Source organism: Streptomyces sp. NPDC002643, assembly GCF_053592555.1.
Genome location: NZ_JBSFVY010000012.1, coordinates 213,055 through 232,784 on the forward strand (window position 1 = coordinate 213,055; position 19,730 = coordinate 232,784).

Annotated in this window: 4 protein-coding genes; all 4 read left to right on the top strand. The window is 73.4% G+C overall.

The window, feature by feature from the left end; translation table 11 throughout:
• Positions 1-2 precede the first annotated feature (2 nt).
• The 4 genes from ACWD4G_RS20280 (at position 3) to ACWD4G_RS20295 (ending at position 19,611) form a co-directional block, all read left to right on the top strand.
• Positions 3-16,895 (top strand): amino acid adenylation domain-containing protein, encoded by a 16,893-nt coding sequence (locus tag ACWD4G_RS20280; protein ID WP_451295225.1) that lies wholly within the window; start codon positions 3-5, stop codon positions 16,893-16,895.
• A gap of 116 nt (positions 16,896-17,011) precedes the next feature.
• Positions 17,012-17,224, top strand: coding sequence for an MbtH family protein (locus ACWD4G_RS20285; protein ID WP_451295227.1), 213 nt, complete (start codon positions 17,012-17,014; stop codon positions 17,222-17,224).
• A 37-nt stretch (positions 17,225-17,261) separates the two neighbouring features.
• On the top strand, positions 17,262-18,284 hold the full coding sequence (locus tag ACWD4G_RS20290) for a TauD/TfdA family dioxygenase (protein ID WP_451295229.1): 1,023 nt from the start codon (positions 17,262-17,264) through the stop codon (positions 18,282-18,284).
• 64 nt (positions 18,285-18,348) lie between these two features.
• Positions 18,349-19,611, top strand: coding sequence for a diaminobutyrate--2-oxoglutarate transaminase (locus tag ACWD4G_RS20295; protein ID WP_451295231.1), 1,263 nt, complete (start codon positions 18,349-18,351; stop codon positions 19,609-19,611).
• Positions 19,612-19,730 lie beyond the last annotated feature (119 nt).

Here is a 19,730-nt window from a genome sequence, read left to right on the forward strand (position 1 = left end):
CGATGCGGTACGAGGAGCACCAGCAGGACACCGGCGCGGCGCACCCCGGCCTGCCGCTGACCGCCGCCCAGCACGGCGTGTGGGTCGCCCAGCGGCTCGCCCCCGACAGCCCGATGTACACCTGCGGCATCTACTTCGACGTCCCCGGCCCGGTCGACCGCGACCTGCTCGCGTCGGCCGTCGCCCGGTCGGTGGCCGAGACCGACGCCCTCCGGGTCCGCTTCCACGAGACGGGCGAGAACGGCGAGGACGTACGGCAGGTCCTGGACCCGTCCGTGACGGGCGAGCTGGCGTACGCCGATGTGAGCGGCGAGCCCGATCCGGACGCCGCCGCGCTGGCCCGGATCGACGCCCTCCAGGTACGGCCGATCGCCCTCGACGGGAACGGCGGGCCGCTGTTCCGGCACACCCTGCTGCGGCTGGGGCCCGAGCGGCACTGGTTCCACTTCGGCTACCACCACATCCTTCTCGACGGACGGGGCCAGGTCCTCCACTGCGGCCGGGTGCTCCAGACGTACACCGCGCTCGCCGCCGGTGAGGAGCCGCCGCCCTCCGGCTTCGCCACCCTGGACGAGGTCATCGCCGAGCAGGACGCCTACCGCACCTCCGGCCGCCGGGAACGCGACGGCGCCTACTGGCGGGCCGAGTTCGCCGACCTGCCGGACTCCACGGAACTCGGCACCGGCACCCCACAATCAACCTCCGGCGCCACCGACCTCGCCCCCAGCCTTCCCAGCGTGACCGGCCGACTGTCGCCGGACGTCGCCCACCGGCTGCGCGGCCTCTCCGGGGCCCGCTGGTCCCTCCCGGTGATCGCCGCCATGGCCGCCTACACCCACCGGGTCACCGGCGCCCACGACGTCATCGTCCGGCTGTTCATGGCGGCCCGGCTGAGCCCGCACGCCCTGGCGACACCCGCCATGCTCGTCAACGACGTCCCGCTGCGCGTCCCCGTCGACGGCTCCACGACCTTCGCCGACCTCCTCGACCGGGTCGCCGCCCGTCTCAACGAGGCGACCCGCCACCAGCGTTACCCCCAGGAGCGGCTGCGCCGCGATCTCACCGCCGCCGCCCAGCCGGGCAGCCTCGGCGGGCCCTCCGTGAACGTCCTGTCGTTCGCCTCACCCCGAGTGTTCTTCGGCACCGTCGAGGCGGAGGCCCACCAGCTGGCCTCCGGCCCCGTCCGGGATCTCGCGCTGCACGCGTTCGGCGATCCCGAGGGCGAGGGCATCGAGATCGTCCTCAACGCCCACCCGGGCCGCCACGCCCCCGACACGGCCGCCGAACACCGCGCCCGCTACCTCCGCCTGCTGGACACCGCCACCGAGCGCCCCGACCTCCCGATCGGCGCGATCGACCTCCTCGACGACCAGCAGTGGGAGCGATTCCACGCCTGGAACGAGACGGGTCGTACGACGAACGACGTCGACCGCACCACGAACGACGTCGACCGCACCACGAACGGGCCCGGCCGTACGACGAACGAGACCGGTCGGCCCACGGACCCCCGTTCCCTGGTCGCCCTGTTCGCGGAACAGGCGACCCGGACCCCCACCGCCGAAGCCCTCGTCTTCGACACCCACCGCCTCACCTACCGCGAACTCGACGCCCGCGCCAACCGCATGGCCCACGCCCTGCGCCGCGCCGGAGTCGGCCCCGAGGCCAGGGTGGCCGTCGTACTGCCCCGCTCGGCCGACCTGATCGTCGCCCTGCTCGCGACCCTGAAGGCGGGCGCCGCCTACGTACCCGTGGAGCCCGGTCTCCCGGCCGACCGGATCGCCTACCTCCTCGCCGACTCGGGCGCCCGCTTCGTCATCGACGAGGCGAACGTGGCGACCCTCGGCGCGGGCGAGCCGGACACGGACCCGGGTGTCGTCGTGCGCGGGGACGACGCCGCCTACGTCATCCACACCTCGGGCACCACCGGCCGTCCCAAGGGCGTGGTCGTCACCCACGCCGGGATCGCCGCGATGCTCGCCTGGATGCAGGACGAGTACGGGCTGACCCCGGCCGACCGTGTCGTGCACAAGACGCCGATCGGGTTCGACGTGTCGGTGTGGGAGGTCTTCTGGACCCTCACCCGGGGCGCGACGCTCGTCGTGGCCCGCCCCGACGGCCACCGCGACCCCGCCTACCTCGCCCGGCTGGTGCGCGACGAGCGGGCCACCGTCATCCACTTCGTCCCGGCCATGCTGGGCCCGTTCCTCGACGAATACAGCGCTCTGCCCAGCGAGTCGCTGCGCATGGTCAGCTGCGGCGGCGAGGCGCTTCCCACCGCGCTCGCCGACCGCTTCCACCGCCTGTCCGGGGCGCGGCTGCACAACTCCTACGGCCCCACCGAGTTCTCCGTGACGGCCACCTCCCACGCCTGCGCCCCCGGCGTACCGGTCACCATCGGCACGCCCACCACCGGCTCCCGCGCCTATGTACTCGACGCGGCCCTGCGGCCCGTGCCGGACGGCGCCACCGGCGAGCTGTATCTCGCGGGCGTCCAGCTGGCGCGCGGCTACCTCGGCCGGCCGGGCCTGACCGCCGACCGTTTCGTCGCCGACCCGTACGGCCCGCCCGGCACCCGGATGTACCGCACCGGCGACCTCGTACGCCGCCGCGCCGACGGCGAACTGGAGTTCGCCGGACGTACCGACGACCAGGTCAAGATCAACGGCCAGCGGGTGGAGCCCGCCGAGGTCGAGGCTGTCCTCGCGTCGGCGCCCGGCGTCCGACAGGCGGTCGTCCTCGTCCACGACACCGCCGCCGGCGGCCGTCAGCTCGCCGGGTACGTCACCGGCAGCCCCGAGACCGACCCGCGTGCCTGGCTCGCCGACCGGCTGCCCGCCCACATGGTGCCGGTGTCCGTCCTCACCCTGCCGTCGATCCCCGTCACCCCCAACGGCAAGGTGGACCGCCGGGCCCTGCCCGCCCCCGCCGAGCCCACCACCGGACGCGCGCCCTCGACCCCCGCCGAACGCACCCTGTACACCCTCGCCGCCGAACTGCTCGGCCGCCCCGGACTGGGCGTGGACGACGACCTGTTCCTGCTGGGCGCGGACAGCATCCACGCCATCCAGCTGTCCGGCCGCGCCCGCCGCCGGGGCCTGGACATCGCTCCCCAGGACGTCTTCGACCACCCGACCGTCGCCCGCCTCGCCGCCGCGAGCCACACGGTCCCGGCCGACGCCCCCGCCCCCGACGACGACCCGGTCGGCCCCTTCCCCGAGACCCCCATGGAGCGGCGCCTCACCGAACGCGGCGGCCCCACCGCCGGATACGCCCAGTCCCTGCTGCTCACCACCGAGCCCGGCCTGTCGTACGACGGACTGCGCGCCGCCCTCCAGAGGGTCCTCGACCACCACGACGCCCTGCGCACGCACGGCCGGGAGATCAGGCCGGTGGGCGCGGTCCGGGCGGAGGACTGCCTCGTACGCGTGGAGGACGGTGAGGTGTCCGCGCACCGGGAAACCGTCCGCCGCCAACTCTCCCCCGAGAACGGCGAGATGGTCCGAGCCGTCTGGTGCGACGCGGGCCCGTCCACCCCCGGCACCCTCCTCCTCGTCCTGCACCACCTCGTCGTCGACGGCGTCTCCTGGCGCATCCTCCTCACCGACCTCGCCGAAGCACTCGCGGCCGGAGCCGAGGGCCGTGCCCCGGCCCTGTCCCCGGCGGGCACCTCCCTGCGCCGCTGGGCCGAGCACCTCGCCGCCCTCGCCGACGACCCGGACACGCGGGCCGAACTCCCGCTGTGGACCGAGCGGTTGTCCACCGAGGAGCCCGTACTCGGCGCCCGCCCGCTCGACCCGGCCCGGGACGTCCACGGCACCGCCCGCACGGTCACCGTCACCGTCCCCGCCGACCTCACCGACACCCTGCTGACGACGCTGCCCGCCGCCTACCGGGCGACCCCCGACGACATCCTGCTCGCCGCGCTCTCGGCCGCCGTCCAGCGGCACCGGGGCGAGGGCGCCGTCCTCGTCGACCTGGAGGGCCACGGCCGCGACCATCTGCCCGCCGGGCTGGACGTGTCCACCACGGTCGGCTGGTTCACCCGTATCCACCCGGTGCGCCTGGGCGCCGGTACGGAGACCGGCCCCCACCTCATCAAGCGCACCAAGGAGGAGCTGCGTGCCGTCCCGCACGGCGGACGCGGCCACGCCCCGCTACGGGATCACCTCACCGACCTCCCGGCCCCGCAGATCTCCTTCAACTACCTGGGCCGCCTCGACGCGCACGCCCTCGGCGGCTGGCACCTCGCCGACTCGATGACGGCCGTGGAACTCCTCGCCGACCCCGGCCTCGCCCTCACCCACACCCTCCAGATCGACGCGTACGTCCGTGACGGCGCACTCACCGCCGTATGGACGTACCCGGAAGGCGTCCTCACCGACGCCGACGCCCGCGCCCTCGCCGACGCGTGGACCGGGGCGCTCGCCGAACTCGCCACGCACACCCGGGGCGGCGGCCTCACCGTCTCCGACGTGCCCCTCGTACGGATCACCCAGGAGGAACTGGACAAGTTCCGGGGCGCGGCGGACGTGCTGCCGCTCTCCCCGCTCCAGGAGGGCCTGCTCTTCCTGGCGCTGTACGAACCCGACGACCCGTACGTCGGGCAGCTCGTCCTCGACATCGACGGCGGCTACGACCGCGACCGGATGAAGGCCGCCGCGGGCGCGCTGCTCCACCGGCACCCGAATCTGCGCGCCGGCTTCCGCACCCGCCCGACGGGCGCCCCCGTCCAGATCGTCCCCGCCGATGTGAAGGTGGCGTGGAAGGAGGAACGGGAGGGCACCGAACTGGAGGACTTCCTCGCCCGTGACCGGGCGCGCGGCTTCAGCGTCGTCCGGCCCCCGCTGATCCGGTTCACCGCCCTCGGCGACCGCCTCGTCGTCACCCACCACCACCTGCTGGTGGACGGCTGGTCCCTGCCGCTGCTGGTCCGCGAGCTGTTCACGCTGTACGGCGGCGGTGGCGACCGCGACTGCGGCGGCGAGCTGCCCCCGGCCCCCGCCTACCGCGACTATCTGGCCTGGCTCGCCGAACAGGACCTGGACGCCTCCGCCGAGGCGGTGCGGAAGCGGCTCGACGGTCTGGCAGCGCCCACCCTGATCGCCCCTCCCGGGCACACCCCGGAGGGTTACGGCTTCCACGAGGTCGTCCTGCCCGAGGAACTGACCGACGCCCTGACCTCCGTGGCCCGTGCGCACCGGCTCACCCTCAACACCGTCTTCCAGGGCCTGTGGGCGCTGCTGCTGGCCGGGCTGACCGGGCGGGACGACGTCGTGTTCGGCACGACCCTCTCCGGGCGCCCGCCGGAGCTGCCCGGCGCGGAGTCGACGATCGGGCCCTTCATCAACACACTTCCGGCCCGGGTCCGGATCGAGCGGGACGAGCCGCTGGCGGCGCTGCTGGCCCGCATCCAGAGCGACCAGCAGGCGCTGCGGACGCACCAGCACGCCTCCCTGGCGACGATCACACGTGCCACCGGCTTCGAGTCGCTGTTCGACACGATCATCTTCTTCGAGAACTACCCGACGACCGACGGCATCGAGGCCGGCGGCCTGCGCCTCGCCCACGCCGACCTCGCCGAGCGCACCCACTACACCGCCAGCCTCTACGTCTTCCCGGGCGACCGGCTGAGGCTGCTGTTCGGTCACCGCACCAGCGCCATGAGCCCCGAGGCCATGACCCGCCTCGCGGACCTGCTGACCGGGCTGCTAGGGGAGGTGGCGGCGTCCGAACTCGCCGTATCCACCGGTGAGTTGGCGGCCGTGCCCGAGGCGGACCGGCTGCTGATCATGGGTGAGCGGGCCGACGACCCGACCGACTCCCCGGAGAGCGCCGGGCAGACCGGCGGCGGGGCGCCCCGCACACCGCAGGAAGAGACCCTGTGCGGCATCGTCGCCGAAGTCCTGGGCGTCGAGGAGGTCGGCGTCGACGACGAGTTCTTCGCGCTCGGCGGCACGTCGATCCTGATGATCCGGCTGGTCCACCGTGTACGCGACGAGTTCGGTGTGGACCTGTCCCTGCGGGACGTGTTCGCCGCGCCGACCGTCGCCGGGGTCGCCGAGCGGCTGTCGGGCATCGGCCCGCAGGCCAAGCGGATCACGGCGGACGAGCGGCCCGCCCGCGTGCCGCTGTCGTTCGCGCAGGAGCGCATGTGGTTCCTGCAGCGGCTCCAGGGCGGCTCCGGCACCTACAACATCCCCATCCAGGTCCGGCTGACCGGCCCCCTGGACGCGGACGCCCTCGGTGCCGCGCTCGCCGACCTCGTCGCCCGCCACGAGGCCCTGCGCACGCTGTACCTGGAGGACGACGACGGCCCGTACCAGCTCGTCCTCCCCCCGGAGACCCCCTTCGCCATGGAGGTCGTACGGGACGCCGGCCCCACCCCCGACCTGCTCGCCTCCGCCTCCCGGCCCTTCGACCTGGCCCGCGACCTGCCGCTGCGCGCCACCCTCTACCCGACCGGCCCGGACACCCACATCCTGCTCCTCGTGGTGCACCACATCGCCACGGACGGCGCCTCGCTGCGCCCGTTCACCGAGGACCTGTCCGCCGCCTACCGCGCCCGGCTCGCGGGCAACGCGCCCGAGTTCCCCGAACTGCCCGTCCAGTACGCCGACTTCGCGGTCTGGCAGCGCGACACCCTCGCCGGGGACCTGCCCCGCCAGATCGACCACTGGAAGCAGACGCTGCACGACCTTCCGCCGGAGGTCACCTTCCCCGGCGACCGGCCCCGCCCGGCGGTGGCCACCCACCGTGGCGACCACGTCGAGTTCTCCGTACGGCCCGAGCTGTACCAACGCATCCTCGACCTGGCCGGACGCACCCGCACCACCCCGTTCATGATCCTCCAGGCGGCCGTGTCGACGCTGCTGACCCGGCTCGGCGCGGGCGAGGACATCCCGCTCGGCGGTGTCATCGCCGACCGGCCCGACTCGGTCCTCGACGACGTGGTCGGCGTCTTCATCAACACCCTCGTCTACCGCGTCGACACCTCCGGCGACCCCCGCTTCGAGGACCTGCTGGACCGCGTCCGCGAGACCGGCCTCGCCGCCTACGCCCACCAAGGGGTGCCGTTCGAACGCCTGGTGGAGGAGCTGAACCCGGAGCGGTCCCGGTCCCGGCACGCCTTCTTCCAGGTGATGCTGGCCTGGCTGGACCTTACCGAGGCCCGTATCGACCTGCCCGGCGTGCACGCCGAACCCGGCCCGGTGACCAGCGGCACCTCCAAGTTCGACGTCCACTTCGACTGCCATGTCGAGGGCGACGGGCTGCTGTGCCGCCTGGAGTACACGACCGACCTGTACGACCGGCGCACCGCCGAGAGCTTCGCCGCCCGCTTCGTCCGCGTCCTGGAGAAGGTCACCGCCGACCCGGCGCTGCGGCTCTCCGAGGTCGACGTCCTCGACTCCGGCGAACGCGCCCAGGTGCTGAAGGGCTGGAACGACACCGCCGTACGGTTCGACGAACAGCCTTCCGTGGTCGAGCTGTTCGAGACGCACGCGGCCCGGCACCCGGACGCCGAGGCCGTCCGCTTCGAGGGTGAGCGGGTGACGTACGGCGAGTTCAACGCCCGCGTCAACCGGCTCGCGCACGCCCTGATCGCGCGGGGTGTCGGCCCCGAGTCGAGGGTCGCCGTGATGCTGCCGCGCTCGGTGGACCTGATGACGGCCCTGTGGGCGGTGCTCAAGACGGGCGCCGCGTACGTGCCCATCGACACCGGCTACCCGGCCGACCGCATCGCGTACATCCTTGAGGACTCCGGCGCCCGGCTGCTGGTCTCGGACCGGGACGTGGACGGCTTCGAGCGGATCGGAGCCGACACCGACGGACCGGCGCACAACCCGGGGGTGACGGCCCACGCGGACAACGCCGCGTACGTCATCTACACCTCCGGCTCCACCGGCCGCCCCAAGGGCACCGTCAACACGTACGCGGGCATGGCCAACCGGCTGTACTGGATGCAGCGCGACCACGAACTCATCGCCGCCGAGCGGGTGTCGCAGTCCACGCCGGTGAGCTTCGACGTGTCGGTGTGGGAGGTCTTCTGGACCCTGATGTACGGCGGCACGCTCGTCGTCGCCCGGCCCGACGGCCACCGCGACCCGCTCTACCTGGAGCGGCTGATGCGGGAGGAGTCCGTCTCGGTCGTCCACCTCAGCTCGTCCATGCTGGGCGCCTATCTCGCCGAGACCCGGCTGCCGGCCTCCGTCCGTCTGGTCGTCTCCGGTGACGAGGCACTGCCCGCCGAACTGGTCCGCCGCTTCCACGAGGGCTCGCGGGCCGTGCTCCTCAACGCGTACGGCCCGACCGAGGCCGCCGTCGACGTCACCGCGTGGGCCGCCCCGGCGGACACCGAGACCGTGCTGATCGGCGGCCCCGTCGCCAACACCCGTGCGTACGTGCTGGATTCGGCCCTGGCGCCCGTCGCCCCTGGGGCGCCCGGAGAGCTGTACGTCGAGGGCGTCCAGCTGGCGCGCGGCTATCTCGACCGGGCCGCCCTGACCGCCGAACGGTTCGTCGCGAGCCCCTACGGCCCGCCCGGCTCCCGGATGTACCGCACGGGTGACGTGGCGCGCTGGACGGCGGACGGCGAGCTGGAGTACCTGGGCCGCGCCGACGACCAGGTCAAGCTGCGCGGGCTGCGCGTCGAACTCGGCGAGATCGAGGACGCGCTGGCCGACCACCCGGCCGTCGCCCAAGCCGCGGCGGCCGTGCACGGGCAGTGGCTCGTCGGGTACGTCGTGCCCGCAGCCGATGTCACCGGTGGGACGGTGGACCTGGACGAGCTGCGCGACCGCCTGGCCGCCCGGCTCCCCGAGTACATGGTCCCCGCCCAGGTCGTCGCCCTGGAGACACTGCCGCTCACCCCGAACGGCAAGCTGGACCGCGAGGCCCTGCCCGTGCCGGACCTCGCGCACGGCTCCGGGCGCGGGCCGCGCACCCCGCAGGAGGAGATCCTGTGCGGTCTGTTCGCCGAGGTGCTGGGCGTCGACGAGGTGTCGATCGACGACGACTTCTTCGCACTCGGCGGCCACTCCCTGCTGGTGACCCGCCTGGCGAGCCGTATCCGCGCCGCCCTGGACACGGACGTCGAGCTGTCGGTGCTCTTCGAGGCGACGACCGTGGCGAAGCTGTCCGCCCGGATCGGTGCCGCCGGGCCGCGCCGCGCGGGCGTGGTCGCGCTGCCCCGCGAGGGCCGCCTGCCGCTGTCGTACGCGCAGGAACGGCTGTGGTTCCTGCACCGCTTCGAGGGCCCGTCCCCGACGTACAACCTGCCCGTCGCGCTGCGCCTGTCCGGCGACCTCGACGTGGCCGCGCTCACCGCCGCCGTCACGGATGTGGCCCTGCGGCACGAGACGCTGCGGACGGTCTTCGCGGAGGACGAGCACGGCCCGCACCAGGTGGTTCTGGAGCCGTCGGCCCTGCCGTCGCCCGCCGTCGTACGGATCGACGAGGACGCGCTCCACGCCCGCCTCGCCGACGCCGTCCGCGTCCCCTTCGATCTCGCCGCCGAACCCCCGCTGCGGGCCACGGTGTTCGACCTCGGCGACGGCGAGTACGTCCTCCTCCTCGTCCTGCACCACATCGCCGGCGACGGCGCCTCCATGCCCCCGCTGGCCCGCGACCTCGCCACCGCCTACACGGCCCGGGTGCGCGGCGAACAGCCCAGCTGGGCCCAACTCCCGGCCCAGTACGCCGACTACGCGGTGTGGCAGCGGGACGCGCTCGGCTCCGCCGAAGACCCGGACAGTGAACTCGCGCGGCAGCTGGCCCACTGGAGCACGGCTCTCGCCGGGCTGCCCGAGCAGCTGGAGCTGCCCTTCGACCGGCCCCGGCCCGCCGTGCCCACCCACCGGGGTGACACGGTCGCGTTCTCCGTGCCCGCCGAGGTGCACGAGGCGCTGGTCCGGATCGCCCGCGAACGGCACACGACCGTGTTCATGACCGTGCACGCGGCCCTGGCCGTGCTGCTGCACCGCCTCGGCGCTGGCGACGACATCGTGCTCGGCTCACCCGTGGCCAACCGCACCGACGACGCCCTCGCCCCCCTCGTCGGCTACTTCGCCAACAGCCTCGTCCTGCGCGCCGATCTGACCGGCGACCCGGACTTCACGGAGGTGCTGCGCCGCGTACGGGCCGCCGACCTGGCCGCCTACGCCCACCAGGACGTGCCCTTCGAACGGGTCGTGGAGGCCGTGAACCCGGTGCGCTCCACCACCCGGCACCCCCTCTTCCAGACGATGCTCAACTGGAACAACGCCGACCAGCAGGCCGTCCACGACCTCGTCGACAGCCTGCCGGGCGTCCGGGGGCGGGTGCTGCCGGTCGCCTCCCCGTCCGCCAAGTTCGACCTGTCGTTCTTCCTGAGCGAGCGGGCGGAGGGCGGGGGCGAGGGCGGTATCGGGGGCGGCATCGAGGGCATCCTCGAATTCGCCACCGACCTGTTCGACCGCGACACGGCCGCACGCATCGCCGAGCGCTTCACCGGCCTGCTCGCCGCCCTCACCGCCGAACCGGCCCGCCCGGTGCGGGAGTTCGACGTCGTGGGCGATCAGGAGCGGCGGCTGCTGCTCACCGAGTGGAACGCCACCGCCCACGAGCTGCCGTCCGGCACCCTCACCGATCTGATCGAGGCCCAGGTGGCCCGTACGCCGTCGGCCCCGGCCGTCGCGTACGGCGGCACCGAGCTGTCGTACGGCGAACTCGACGCCCGCGCCAACCAGCTGGCCCGGCACCTCGTCCAACTGGGCGCCGGTCCCGAGCGGTTCGTGGCCGTGCTGCTGCCGGTGTCCGAGGACATCCCGGTGACCCTGCTGGCGGTCCTGAAGTCCGGTGCCGCCTATCTGCCGCTGGACCCCGCCCACCCCGCCGACCGGCTCGGATTCATGCTGGACGACATCGCGCCGGTCGCCGTCGTCACCACGGCCGGCCTCGTGGAGAAGGTCGCCTCGGTGTCGGACGTCCCGACGGTCCTGCCCGGCGATCCGGCGATCGCGAGGCAGTCCGGGGCCCCGATCACGGGCGTCGAACGCCGTCCCGAGAATGCCGCGTTCGTCATCTTCACCTCCGGGTCGACCGGCCGGCCCAAGGCGGTCGTCGTCGAACACCGGTCGCTGGTCGCGTACTTGGCGTGGGCGACACACGAGTACGAGAGCATCCGCCGCCGGGTCCTCGTGCACTCGCCCGTCGCCTTCGACCTCACCGCCACCGGTATGTTCGGCCCGCTGATCTGCGGTGGCCGCGTGGAACTGGTCCGCTGGAGCGCGAGCGGCCCCGACCCCGAGGCGCCGGTCACCCGGCCCGACTTCGTCAAGGCCACCCCCAGCCATCTGCATCTGCTGGGCGCCGTGCCCGACGCGTACTCCCCGAGCGGCCAACTCGTCCTCGGCGGCGAGTCGCTGCTCGGCGACGTCCTGGACGCCTGGCGGGCCCGGCACCCCGGCACGACCGTCCTCAACGAGTACGGCCCGACCGAGACGACCGTCGGCTGCAGCCTGTTCCGCATCGAACCCGGCGACCAGGTCCCCTCCGGCGTCATCACCATCGGCACCCCCGCCTGGAACACCCGGATGTACGTGCTGGACGCGCTGCTGCGCCCGGCGCCCCTCGGCACCACCGGCGAACTGTATGTCGCCGGTGACCTCGTCACCCGTGGCTACCACGGCCGCCCCGGCCTGACCGCGGGACGCTTCGTCGCCAACCCCTACGGCCCGCCCGGCTCCCGGATGTACCGCACCGGCGACCTGGCCCGCTGGACGGCGGCCGGACGCCTGGAGTTCGTCAGCCGCGTCGACGACCAGGTGAAGATCCGGGGCTTCCGTGTCGAACTCGGCGAGGTGGAGGCCGTTCTGACCGCCCAGCCCGACATCGACGCGGCCGTGGTCGTGGTCCGAGAGGACCGGCCCGGCGACAAGCGCCTGGTCGCCTATGTGGTGCCGGAGCCGGGCAGGCCCGCCGATCCCGCCGCCCTGCGCGCCGTCGCGGCCCGCGCCCTGCCCGACTACATGGTCCCCTCCGCCTTCGTCCCGCTGGACACCCTGCCGCTGACCGCCAACGGCAAGATCGCCCGCAGGGCGCTGCCCGCGCCGAACCTCACCGCCGAGGGCATGGGCAGGCCGCCCGCCGAAGGTTTGGAGCGGCGAGTGGCGGACCTCTTCGCCGCCGTACTCGGGGTGCCCGAGGTCTTCGCCAACGACGACTTCTTCCACCTCGGCGGCCACTCCCTGCTCGTCGCCCGGCTGGTCAACCGCGTCCGCGCCGACCTGGGCGCGGAGCTGTCCATCCGGGAGGTCTTCGAGCACGCGACCGCCGCCGGCCTCGCGGACCTGCTGTCCGACCGCCCGACACGGCCCTCCCGGCCCCCGCTGGTCCGACGCGAACGGCCCGACCGGGTGCCCCTGTCGGCCGCGCAACGCCGGATGTGGTTCCTCGACCGCCTCGACGGCCCGGCCCGGACGTACACCATCCCCGTCGTCCTCCGGATGACCGGCACCCTCGACCCTGACGCCCTGCGCGCCGCCTTCGGCGACCTGGTCCGCCGGCACGAGGTGCTGCGCACGGTGATCGTCGAGGGGCCGGTGGAGTCTGCGGGGTCCATGGGGTCCGTGGGGCCGGACGGGCTGAGCAGGGCGGTCGGGTCGGAAGGGCCGAACGGGTCGAACGGGCCTGTGGGGTCGGACGGGTCGGACGGGTCAGGCGCGCCGGGCGGGCCGGACGGGCTGAGCGGGCCGGTCGGGCTTGGCGGGCCGGGCATGCCTGGCGCGCCGGAAGCGCTGGACGGGCCGTATCAGGTCCTCGTCGACACCGAGCCGCGCTTCGCGGTCCGGTCGTACGACGCGGCCGAGTTCGACGCGGCCCTGGCGGAGGCCGCCGGGACGCCCTTCTCCCTGGACCACCAACCGCCCATCCGGGCCGTGCTGTTCACCGACGGGCGGCACGAGCACGCCCTGCTCCTCCTCCTGCACCACATCGCGGGCGACGGCGCCTCCATGCGCCCCCTCGCCGAGGACCTCTCCACCGCCTACGCCGCCCGTCTCGCCGGCCACGCCCCCGACTGGGCCCCGCTGCCCGTCCAGTACGCCGACTACGCGCTGTGGGAGCGGGAACTGCCCGCCGACCGCGTCGACTTCTGGACACGCGAGCTGGCCGGCGTCCCCGACCAGATCGAACTGCCCACCGACCGGCCCCGGCCCGTCGTCGCCTCCCAGCGCGGCGGAACCGTCCCCTTCACCGTGCCGCCCGCACTGCGCGACCGCGTCGACACGGTCGGCCGCGACCGGGGCGCCAGCGCCTTCATGGTCCTCCACGCCACGCTCGTCACCCTGCTGAACCGGCTGGGCGCCGGCGACGACATCGTGATCGGAACGCCCGTCGAGGGCCGCCCGGACACCGCGCTCGAAGACCTCGTCGGACTGTTCACCAACACCCTCGTGCTGCGCACCGACACCTCCGGCGCCCCGACCTTCGAGGAACTGCTCGACCGGGTACGCCGGGCGGACGTGGCCGCGTACGACCACACCGACGTGCCCTTCGAGCACCTGGTCGAGGTCCTCAACCCGGCCCGCTCACGCTCCCGGCACCCCCTGTTCCAGGTCATGCTGACGGTCAACCAGGAGCCCGTCGCCCCCACCCTGCCCGGCCTCGACGTGACCCTCGGGGACGTACCCGGCGACCGCGCCAAGTTCGACCTGTCCCTGTCGCTCACCGAGACCGCCGAGGGCGGCTGGACCGGAACGGTCGAGTACGCCACCGACCTGTTCGACCACGCCACCGCCGAGAGCGTCGCGACCCGCTACCTACGCCTGCTGGAGGAGGCGACCACCGACCCGACGCGCCCCCTGCGCGCCCTGCCCCTGCTCACCCCCGCCGAACGCGAGGACGCCCTCGTCCGCCGCAACGAGACGGCCCGGCCACTGCCGAAGGCATCGCTGCCGGAGATGTTCGAGGCCCAGGTGACGCGGACGCCGCACACGTTGGCAGTCGTGGCCAACCGTACGGAGCTGACGTACGACGAGCTGAACCGGCGCGCGAACCGGCTCGCCCGGCACCTGATCACGCTCGGGGCCGGACCGGAGACGGTCGTGGCCGTGGTGCTGCCGCGCCGTCCGGAGGTGGTCGTGGCGCTGCTCGCGGTGCTGAAGACCGGCGCCGCGTACCTGCCGATCGACCAGGCGAACCCGCGGGCGCGCATCGAGGCGCTGACCGCCGACGCGGGCGCCGGGATCGTCCTCGACGAGGAGGCCTTGGCCGCCGCCCCGGACACCGGCCCGGCCGACGACCTCGGCGTCCGGGTCCACCCCCACCAGGCCGCCTATCTGATCTACACCTCCGGATCGACGGGCCGCCCCAAGGGAGTGGTCGTCGAACACGGCTCGCTCGCCGCGTATCTGAGCGAGGCCGAGGCGATGTACCCGGCCGCGTCCGGCGAGTCCCTGGTGCACACCTCCCTCGCCTTCGACATGCCGGTGACCACGCTGTTCACCCCGCTGATCACGGGCGGCCGGGTGCGGTTCGCGGACCTGGACGAGAGCACGCCGACCCCCGACCTGCTCAAGGTCACCCCGAGCCATCTACAGCTCCTGGAGTCGCTGCCCGACAGCGTCAGCGACGCCGCCAACCTGGTGATCGGCGGAGAGGCCCTGGACGGCACGGCGTTGCGGACATGGCGCGCGAAGCACCCCGAGGCCGTGGTGATCAACGAGTACGGCCCCACGGAGGCGACGGTCGGCTGCGTGGTCCACCGCCTGGAACCGACCGACGACCTGCCCGCAGGCCCCGTACCCATCGGCCGTCCCATCGCGGGCGCACGCGTCTACGTACTCGACAACCACCTCCAGCCCGTCCCCGACGGCGTCTGGGGAGAGCTGTACCTGGCGGGCACCGGCCTGGCCCGAGGCTACGCCGGCCGCCCCGCCCAGACCGCCGAACGCTTCGTCGCCGACCCCTACGGCCCACCCGGCACCCGCATGTACCGAGTGGGCGACCGCGCCCGCTGGAACCGCGCCGGGGTACTGGAGTACGCCGGCCGAGTAGACGACCAGGTCAAGATCCGGGGTTACCGGATCGAGCCCGGCGAGATCGAATCGGCCCTGACAGCACTGGACGAAGTCGCCCAGGCGGCGGTGATAGCCCGAGAGGACCGCCCGGGCGACAAACGCTTGGTCGCCTACGTAGTGCCACGTGGAACCCCCGGACGAGCAGCGCCCCGTAAGGGGCGCGGGGCAGCATCGATCAGCGGCTTCGCCGCGGGGCGCGACCGGCCCCCACTGACCGTCAGTGAACAAACAACCCCTCGCACCCCACTCAACCCCGACGACCTACGAACCAAGCTCGCCACAACACTCCCCACCCACCTCATCCCCTCCACCATCATCGAGATCCCCGAAATCCCCCTGAACCCCAACGGCAAGCTCGACCGCAGGTCGCTACCAGCCCCGCCGGACACCACCACCGGCACAGGCCGAGCCCCCCGAACCCCCCAAGAGGCTCACCTCTGCACCCTGTTCGCCGAGGCACTCGGCGTACCCACCGTCTCCCCCGACGACGACTTCTTCGCCCTCGGCGGCCACTCCCTGCTCGCCACCCGCCTCGCCCGCCGCATCGGCGACACCCTGGCGATCCGCTTCAACCTCTCCGCACTTCTCGAAGCCCCGACCCCGGCAGCCCTGGCCCACCACCTCACGGAGGACACCCCGCACACCACGTCATGGGTCCCGGACTCGGAAGCCGACCTGAGCCCCACCCTCCGCTTCACGCCCGCTCCGTACACCGCTGGCCCCCGGGAGATTCTGCTGACCGGAGCCACAGGTTTCGTCGGCGCCTTCCTCCTCGCCGAGCTGCTGCACAGCACATCGGCACGGGTGCACTGCCTCGTCCGCGCGCGGACGGACGCCGAAGCGGACGAGCGGCTGACCAAGGCCATACGGCGCTACGGCATAGACCTCGGCCCGACGACGCCGGACAACCCACGGCTGAATGTCGTCCGGGGCGACCTGGCGGCAGCGGACCTCGGCCTCGCCCCCGCCGACTGGGCGGAGCTGCGCGAGCGGGTCGACACGATCGTGCACAGCGGCGCACACGTCCACCACCTCTCGCCGTACACCCGGCTGAAACCGGCCAACGTGGAGGGCACCCGGACCCTGCTGCGCCTGGCCGCCGAAGGCCGGCCGAAGGCGTTCCACCACCTCTCCACCCTCGGTGTGTTCGGGCCCGGCCAGGGCCGGAACTCCCGGCTGGTCACGGAGGATTCACCGATCGACGGTGAGAAGCACCCGTTCGGGAGCGGGTACGCGGCGAGCAAATGGGTCGCGGACCGGCTTGTGGAGCGTGCCTTCGAACGGGGAGCCACGGGCGGCATCCACCGGCTCGGCCGCGTCTGGGCGCACACCTCGACCGGTGCCGTCAGCCCGGACGACATGTTCTCCCGGCTGCTCACCAGTTGCGCCGCGCTCGGCTGCCATCCGGTCGGACCGGATCTGGCGGAGGCGCTGCTCCCCGTCGATGTCCTGGCCCGCGCCGTCGTGGGGCTGATCCTGACGGGGACCGGAACCGGGACCGGGACCGCCCGTGTGCACCACCTCCACCACCCGCGCACGGTCGGAGCCGGTGACTTCATGAGTGAGTACGACCGGCTGCACGGCACGGTCTCCGAACCGGTCCCGCTCACCGAGTGGCTGCACCGTCTGCGGCGCGCGAGCGAACGGGGACAGGACCTGCCGATCCTGCCCTACCAGGCGTATCTCGAAGAGCACGCGAGGAACGCGCCGGACCTGCGGCGGCCGACCCTGGAGTTCGAGAACGACAGGACGCTTCAGCGGCTGCGCGACCTGGGGGTCGCCGTCCCGGACATCGACGAGGCCGCGATCACCCGCTACTGGGACTTCGTCGAACGCTGAGCCGACCCACGCGGACCGGGCCCGGTTTCCACCACCGTGGCCCAACTCCCCCCCCACACACCTGGGAGGCAAAGCGCCTCCCGGCTCCCGAAATCCCGAAAGGAACCCGACCCACCATGACCACCAACCCCTTCGAGAACCCCGACGGCACCTACCGGGTCCTGGCCAACGACGAGGGCCAGCACTCCCTCTGGCCCGACTTCACCGACGTACCGGCCGGCTGGACCACCGTCTTCGGCCCGGACAGCCGCACCGCCTGCCTGGAGTACGTCGAGCGCGAGTGGACCGACCTGCGCCCCAAGAGCCTCGTCCGGGCGATGGGCGAGTGATGACGCGGACGACGACGCGAGGGAAGGGAACACACACGTGAGCAGCGTCGACATGGCGCAGGCACCCCTGGGTACGGCCCCGGCGCCGTACCCGGCGGGCGCCGAGGACGGCACGGTACGTCTAGGCGCCCCCACCCTGGCCCGGCTGGGCCAGGTGACGACCGAGCTGCTGGACCACGCGGGCGACCGGGTCGACGACCCCGCCTGGGTGGCCCACGCCCGCCACGCCTGGGAGGACACCCCGGCCGAAGTACGCCGTACCGTAAGGGAGTTCCGCCGGGACTCCGGCCCCGACGGCGCCCTCGTCCTGCGTCGGCTTCCCATCGGCGCCCAGGACCTGCCCCCGACCCCCATGGTGAAGGGCTCGGTGCAGCGCGTCCCGTCCCTGCCGGCGGCCACCCTGCTGCTGTTCGCGGCGGGACTCGGCGACCCGGCGGCGTTCGCGGCGGAGAAGTCGGGGGCGCTGGTCCAGAACGTGGTGCCGGTGCCGGGCCAGGAGGAGGTCCAGGGCAACGTCGGCTCGGTCGAGCTGACCTTCCACACCGAGAACGCCTTCCACCCCCACCGCCCCGACCACGTCATGCTGCTGTGTCTGCGCCCGGACCACGAAGGCGTGGCGGAACTGCGCACCAGCTGCATACGCCGGGTGCTGCCCCGGCTGACCCCGGCCACCCGCGACGCCCTCGGCCGCCCCGACTACGTCACCGAGGCGCCCCCGTCGTTCGGCCGCAGCGACGGCGGCACCGTCCACGCCGTCCTCACCGGCGACCCCGACGACCCGGACCTGTGCTTCGACGAGGCCGCCACCCGCGCCCTGACCCCCGAGGGCCGCGCCGCCCTCGCCGAACTGGCCGAGGTGGCGCACCGCACGTACACGGGTGTGCTCCTGCGCCCCGGCGACCTCGCCGTCGTCGACAACCGGGTCACCCTGCACGGCCGTTCGGCGTTCACCCCGCGCTACGACGGCCGTGACCGCTGGCTCCAGCGGACCTTCGCCTTCAGCGACCTGCGCCGATCCCGCGACCACCGCCCCGATGACGGAACGGTGCTGGTCAAGTGACCCCGCGAGGGAGTCGGCCCGCGACGCGTGACGAGAACCGTCGACATGAAAGGTACGTGCTGACATGACCGAGACCGACCGGACACCCCTCGCGGTGTTCGAACGTCACGAGTCGAACGTACGCAGCTACTGCCGCGACTTCCCGGTGGTCTTCGAACGAGCCGCCGGACACCATCTGTGGGACACCTCAGGGCGCCGCTATGTGGACCTGCTGTGCGGGGCCGGCTCGCTCAACTACGGCCACAACCCGCCCGAGATCGTCGAACGGGTGACGGCCTACCTCACGGCCGGCGGCCCGGTGCAGTCGCTGGACCTGCACACCACGGCCAAGGCCGACTTCCTGGAGCGGTTCACCGGCCTCGTCCTCCAGCCGCGCGGCCTCGGCGACTTCGTCGTCCAGTTCCCCGGACCGGCCGGAACGCTCGCCGTGGAGGCCGCCCTGAAGCTGGCCCGCAGGGTCACCGGGCGCACCGAGGTGATCGCCTTCACCGGAGGCTTCCACGGCGCGTCCCTCGGCGCCCTCGCCGCCACGACCTCCCCGCTGCTGCGCGGCGCGGCGGGCGTACCCCTGACCGACGTCACGATCCTCCCGTACGGGGATGCCCCCGACGCGGTCGCCGCCCTGGAACGCGCCCTCGGGCCGGGCGCGGCGACGCCCCCGCCCGCCGCGGTCCTCCTGGAGACGGTCCAGGGCGAGGGCGGACTGCACACCGCTCCCCGCGCGTGGCTGGCCCGTATCCGTGAACTCGCCGACGCCACCGGCACGTTGGTCATCGTGGACGACATCCAGGCGGGCTGCGGACGCACCGGCACCTTCTTCAGCTTCGAGGACGCCCCCGAACTCCGCCCCGACCTGGTCTGCCTGTCGAAGTCCCTCAGCGGGATGGGGCTGCCGATGGCGGCGCTGCTGATCCGGCGCGAGCTCGACCGTTGGGCCCCCGGCGAGCACAACGGCACGTTCCGCGGCCTGGGCCTCGCCTTCGTGGCGGGCTCGGCGGCACTGGACCACTGGACCGACCCGCACTTCACCGACCACGCCGCCGAACTGGCCGCCGCCATCGGCACCAGCCTCGCGAGCGTCACCGACGCCCTCCCGGCGGGTGCCGCCGAAGTCGTCGGCAAGGGGGCGATGAGCGGACTGAGATTCCCCGCCCCCGGCACGGCCGAGCGGATACGGGAGGCGTTGTTCCGCGCTGGCGTCGTCGCCGAGACCTCGGGGTCGGGGCATGTACTGAAGCTTCTGCCACCCCTGACGATGCCCCTCGCCGAGTGGAAGGAAGTGGCGGACACCTTGGGCGAGACCGTCCGGGTGCTCGCTGCGGCGTAGCCGCCCGACGCCCCGGGGACGAGCCGAGCCGAGCGGCCCCGGCCTTCCCCGGGGCGGCCGCATTCCCCGGGGCAGCCGCGCCGCGGACCGAGCGCCGCCTCCGCCGCGACGACGGTGGC